General features: G+C 77.7%; 6 protein-coding genes. 3 read left to right on the top strand and 3 right to left on the bottom strand.

Translation table 11 applies throughout. The annotated features are described in order from the left end of the window. The 3 genes from AB1673_17355 to AB1673_17345 form a co-directional block, all read right to left on the bottom strand. Positions 1 to 621: hypothetical protein (locus AB1673_17355; protein MEW6155725.1), on the bottom strand; the 621-nt coding region annotated here is incomplete at its 3' end. Then, on the bottom strand, positions 612 to 1,631 hold the full coding sequence (locus AB1673_17350) for a DUF58 domain-containing protein (protein ID MEW6155724.1): 1,020 nt from the start codon (positions 1,629 to 1,631) through the stop codon (positions 612 to 614). The genes AB1673_17355 and AB1673_17350, both read right to left, overlap by 10 nt. Next, positions 1,628 to 2,596, bottom strand: a complete 969-nt coding sequence (locus tag AB1673_17345; protein ID MEW6155723.1) for a MoxR family ATPase — start codon at positions 2,594 to 2,596, stop codon at positions 1,628 to 1,630. The genes AB1673_17350 and AB1673_17345 overlap by 4 nt, the downstream gene beginning before the upstream one ends. A 68-nt stretch (positions 2,597 to 2,664) precedes the next feature. Between AB1673_17345 and AB1673_17340 the strand changes: the two genes are divergently transcribed. The 3 genes from AB1673_17340 to AB1673_17330 form a co-directional block, all read left to right on the top strand. Continuing rightward, positions 2,665 to 2,988, top strand: coding sequence for a hypothetical protein (locus AB1673_17340; GenBank protein MEW6155722.1), 324 nt, complete (start codon positions 2,665 to 2,667; stop codon positions 2,986 to 2,988). A gap of 40 nt (positions 2,989 to 3,028) precedes the next feature. Continuing rightward, positions 3,029 to 3,757 carry a hypothetical protein gene (locus tag AB1673_17335; GenBank protein MEW6155721.1) on the top strand — a complete coding sequence of 243 codons (729 nt, stop codon included), beginning with the start codon at positions 3,029 to 3,031 and terminating at the stop codon, positions 3,755 to 3,757. A gap of 229 nt (positions 3,758 to 3,986) precedes the next feature. Next, positions 3,987 to 5,301: DNA polymerase Y family protein (locus tag AB1673_17330; GenBank protein MEW6155720.1), on the top strand; the 1,315-nt coding region annotated here is incomplete at its 3' end.

Below are 5,301 nucleotides of genomic sequence, written 5' to 3'. Positions count from 1 at the left end.
GCCCGACCCACGCACCCCGCCCGCCCCGGTGGACCGCCCGTCGTCCGCCGCCCGCGTCGCCCCGCCGCCCCCGCCGGGCCGACCGGCCCTCACGCCCCCCGACACCCCCGCCGCCCCGGCGGTCCGACTGGCGCCCGACGCCCGTACCCCGCTCGCAGTACGCGTGCTGTCCCCCGGCCCGGTGGTGGGGGACAGGCGGTTGAGGGCGACGAGGGCGACGGCCGTGCCCGCGGCCAGGGCGGCGGCCGCGGGCACGAGGTCGGCCACCGCGCCGGGGGCCACGACCAACGACCCGGCGGCCGCCAGCAGGCAGAAGCGCACGACCACGGGTGACGGCCACAGGACGCTGAAGGCGACCGAGACCCACAGCACGATCCGGGCCATCTGGGGGTACTGGTCGGGCGAGGGCTGGGCCAGGTAGGCGGTCAGGGCCAGGAAGCCCACGGTCCACATCAGGGTGCGGGTGTCGCGCCCCGGTCCTATGGGCCGGCGGTCGGGCCGGGCGGCCACCAGGGCCGTCCCCGGGAGCAGGGCGAGGGCGACCCAGAGGGTGGGCAGGCCCAGGGACGAGGCGGCGGCCACCATGGCCACTGCCGCGGCCAGAGCGGCTGTCAGTGCCATTCGTCGCCCTGGTCGGTGACGACGACCACACCCCGGCGCCGGGGTTCGGCCGGGCGGGCGGGACCGCCTGTGCCCGCGGCCGCCAGGCGGCGCAGAACCTCGACGGCGCTGGTGACCTCGCCGGCCACCGGGCCTCGGCCGGGCTCGTAGGTCGACAGTTCCACCTGGTAGCCCCGGGCCAGGCCCTCGCCCGCGTACCAGGCGGCCCGCCCGGCGGCCGCCTCGGCCCCGGCGCCGCCCCGGCCCAGGTCGAGGACCACCAAGAGGCGGGGGGCGCCGGTGTCCTCCACCTCCTTGACGACCAGGTCGCCCGACAGGTCCCGGGCCGTGGCCCGCCAGTGGACCCGGGCCATGGGGTCTCCGGGCTGGTAAGGCCGTACGCCCCGCACCTGGTCGCCGCTGGGCGCAGGCCGGGCCGGCCCCTCGCCCCAGGACCGGGCCAGTTCGGGGAGAGCCTCGGGGGCGGGGACAGGCCGGGGCCCGACGTGGACGGGCCTGGGCAGGGCTACCGTGCGGCGCCGGGCGCACCAGACGAAGCCGGCCAGGCCCCGGCCCACGAGCTCGACCTCGACCGATCGCACCACCCCCCGGCTGGCCGCCCGTCCCGCCATCGTGAGCTCACCGGGAACGTCCGCCCCCCGGGACTGGGGGCCGAATGGCGCCACCGACACGTCCACCCATTGGTGGGCCCCGGCCAGGGCCACGGTGAGGGGCACCGGTTCGCCCACGACCACGTCGGCCCGCCCGGCCGTGACCGTGGCCGTCACCCGGCCGGTGGACACCTGGGCCCAGACGGCGTCCAGTGTGGCGGCCGCCACCGAGGCGAAGCAGACGAAGAGGGCGACCCGCGAGCCCTGCTGCTGCCACACCGTCCAGCCCAGCAGGGACACGACAAGGGCGACGGCCAGCCCCATCTTGGGACGCAGCTCCTTGGGGGCCCGAAGGGCAGGCTCGGGGAACGAAAGGGGCGGCGGCTGGGGCCGGGGGCGGGCCGGGACCTCGGCCGTCACGGCGCGGGGGTGGGGACCGACGCCAGCAGTTCCTCGACGACCGGCCGGGCGGCGTGGCTGCCTCGGCGGGTGACGGCCCCCACCCGGTGGGCGAGCACGGGTACGGCCACCGCCTTGACGTCGTCAGGAGTGGCGTAGTCACGGCCCTGGTAGGCGGCGTAGGCCTTGGTCACCTGCAGGAAGATGCGGGCCGCCCGGGGGCTGGCCCCGTGGTCGAGGCTGGGGTGGGACCGGGTGGCGGCCACGATGTCGAGCACGTAGTCGGCCACCGCCGGGTCGACGTGCACGGCCCCGGCGGCGGCCGCCGCGGCCACCAGTTCGGCGGTGGTCGTGACCGGGCGCAGCCGGGCCAGTGCGTCGGGGCCGCCGCCGCCGGCCAGCATGGCCCGTTCCGCCTCCCGGTCGGGCAGGCCCAGGGTGACCACCAGGGCGAACCGGTCGCTCTGGCCCTCGACGAGGGGGAAGGTGCCCACGTCGCCGTAGGGGTTCTGGGTGGCGATCACGAAGAACGGCTCGGGCAAGGCGTGGGCCGCCCCGTCCACTGTCACCTGGCCCTCGCCCATGGCCTCCAGCAGGGCGGACTGCGCCCGGGGGGTGGCCCGGTTGACCTCGTCGACGAGCACGACGTTGTGGAACACGGGCCCGGGGTGGAACTGCCAGGCCCCCCGCTCACGCTCGTAGACGCTCACACCGGTGATGTCGGTGGGCATGAGGTCGGCCGTGCCCTGGACCCGCCCGGTGGTGCCGCCGATGGACCGGGCCAGGCTCTTGGCCAGCAGGGTCTTGCCCACACCGGGGACGTCCTCCAGCAGGACGTGGCCCCCAGCCAGCAGCCCGGCCACCACCAGAGAGATCTCGGGCCGCTTCCCCAGTACGACCGAGGCCACGTTGTCGACCAGCGCCCGGGCCACGGACGTGGCCAGGGACGCGGGGTGCGGTCCGTCGGGGAGGGGGTCGGGAGTCATGGGGGAGCCTTGCGTTCCGCCGGGCGGGGGGCCGACCGCAACCGATAGTGTGCCCCACGATGGGCCAGTTGATCAGAGTCACCGAGCGCCGGGGTTCGAAGCCGGCCACCGCCGTGTTCGACCTCAACCGCAGCCTCACCGGCATGGGCCACGAGCGCTACCACTCGGTCGACGACGCGGTGGGTAACCGCCCGTGCGACGTGCTGGCCCGGCGGCTGTTCGAGGAGGAGGGTGTGCGCTCGGTCCACATCTACTCCAACGTGGTCACCGTCGACATGGCCCCAGGGTCGTCGACCGACGGCCTGGCCCAGGTGATCGTCGACCTTTTCACCTACTACCGGCCCGGCGTCGAGGTGGCCGAACCGGTCCTGGAGGAGGCCCCCGCCTCCTAGGCCCGTGGTACCCGAACATACGTTCGGGTACAGTCGGGACGTGAGGTCGCAGGGACGGTCCGGGCCCGGGGTGCGGGCCGGGCTGGAGGGGTTGGCCGAGCTGGCCAAACCGGTGGTCATGGCCGGCGAGCGAGTGCTGCCGGTGCTGGAGCCGCTATTGCCGCTGCTGGCCGACGGGGGCCTGCGCCGGGGTTCGGTCGTCGAGGTCACGGGCTCCACGTCGCTGGCCCTGGCCCTGGTGGCGGGTGCTTCGGCCGCCGGTTCGTGGTGCGCGGCGGTCGGGTTCCCCTCACTGGGGGTGGTGGCCGCCGCCGAGCTGGGGGTGGTGCTCGAACGCTTCCCGCTGGTGGCCTCGCCCCCCGACGCCGAGGGTTGGGCGTGGGCCGTGGCCGCGCTGGTCGACGCCGCCGACGTCGTGCTGGCCCGCCTACCGCCGGGCCTGGGGCGAGCCCCCGAGGCCGCAGCCCGCCGGTTGGCGGTCAGGGCCCGGCAGCGTTCGGCTGTCCTGGTCGTCGACCGGTGGCCGTGGGGGGCCGACCTGCGCCTGGCGGCGGGCCCGGCCCGGTGGGAGGGGGTGGGCCGGGGCCACGGTCACCTGCGCGCTCGCCGGGTCGAGGTGGTTTCTACCGGCCGGGGAGCGGCGTCCCACCCTCGCCGGGCGTCGCTGTGGCTGCCCGGTCCCGGTGGGGGAGTGGCGTCTGCTCCTGCCGACATCCCCGGTTGCCTGCCGGCCCCAGGCCTCCCCGTCCGCCAGGTGGGGGTGCGATGACGGCCGCCGCAGCCCGCCCGCCCGGTGGGCGCGCGATGACGGCCGCCGCAGCCCGCCCGCCCGGTGGGGGCGTGGTGAGGCCGCCGCAGCCCGCCCGCCCGGTGGGGGCGTGGTGAGGCCGCCGCAGCCCGCCCGCCCGGTGGGGGCGCGATGACGGCCGCCGCAGCCCGCCCGCCCGGTGGGCGGAGATGATGGGCGGCAGCCTGCCCGCCCGCCCGGTGGGCGCGCGATGACGGCCGCCGTCCCTGAGCGCCGGGTGGTGGTGTGGTGCCCCGACTGGCCGGTGGTGGCTGCCGGCGGGGCGGCCGGGCCGCCGCTGGCGGTGGTGGAGGCCAACGTCGTGGTGGCGTGCTCGGAGCCGGCCCGAGCCGAAGGGGTGCAGCGCGGGTTGCGGCGCCGCCAGGCCGAAGCCCGGTGCCCGGGCCTGGTCGTGGTCGCGCCCGACCAGGGCGGCGAGGCCCGGGCCTTCGAGCCCGTGGTGGCCGCCGTCTCGGAGATGGTCCCCCGGGTCGAAGTGGTCCGTCCCGGGGTGTGCGCTTTCGCGGCCCGGGGCCCGTCCCGCTACTTCGGGGGCGACCGGGCCCTGGCCGACCTGGTCACCTCCCGGGTGGACGGGGTGGTCGCGGCCGCCGGCCTGGCCGAGCCCCCTTACTGCCGGGTGGGGGTGGCCGACGGCCACTTCGCGGCCGAACGGGCCGCCCGCGGCGCGGTGGTGGTCCCCCCCGGGCGGGCCCCGGCCTTCCTGGCCCCCTTCCCCGTATCCACGCTGGGGGACCCGGCGCTGGCCGACTTGCTGGGCCGTCTCGGCGTCCGGTCCCTAGGCGACCTGGCCGCCCTGCCCGCCCGGGCGGTTCTGGCCCGCTTCGGGCGGCCGGGGGCGGCCGCCCACCGGTTGGCCCGGGGCCTCGACGAGCGTCCGCTGGTCGCCCGTCACCCTCCTCCCGACCTAGCCGTTACCGCCGAGCTCGACCCACCGGCCGAGCGGGTGGAGACGGCCGCCTTCGTGGCCCGGGCGCTGGCCGCCCGCCTCCACGAGTCGCTCTCGTCCCAGGGCCTGGAGCTGGTGCTGGTCAGGGTGGAGGCCGAGACCGAGCACGGCGAGTCTCGGGCCCGCACGTGGCGGGTCGAGGGGGCGTCCCCCGCGGCCCTGGCCGAACGTGCCCGCTGGCAGCTCGACGGCTGGCTGGGCAGCTCGGCCGCCCCCAGCGGGCCGCTCACCGTCCTGCGGTTCGTGCCCGAAGAGGTCCGTCCCGGTGGGGGCCGCCAGGGGGGGTTCTGGGGAGGGGACCGGGCGGCCGCCGACCGGGTCGCCCGGGTCATCGAGCGGGTCCAGGGCCGCCTCGGCCCCGAGTCGGTGACCATCGCTTCGCTGACCGGTGGACGTGGCCCCGCCGACCACTTCCAGGCCGTCCCCTGGACCGGCCCACCGCCATCCCCGCCCCCGCCCGCCGCCGTCTCCCCGCCCGTCCCCTGGACCGGCTCACCCCCGCCCCAGCCGCCCGCCGCCGCCGCCCCGCCCGCCGCCGCCCCGCCCGCCGCCGCCC

Source organism: Actinomycetota bacterium, assembly GCA_040754375.1.
Taxonomy (GTDB): Bacteria; Actinomycetota; Acidimicrobiia; order Acidimicrobiales; family AC-14; genus JBFMCT01.
The sequence above is the reverse complement of the archived record's forward strand: the minus strand, read 5'-3'. Positions and strand labels throughout refer to the sequence as shown.

What these genes read in the sequence shown, in the direction of transcription:
- AB1673_17345 (MEW6155723.1), bottom strand. Translation starts at nt 2,596, where the DNA reads ATGACTCCCGACCCCCTCCCCGACGGACCGCACCCCGCGTCCCTGGCC.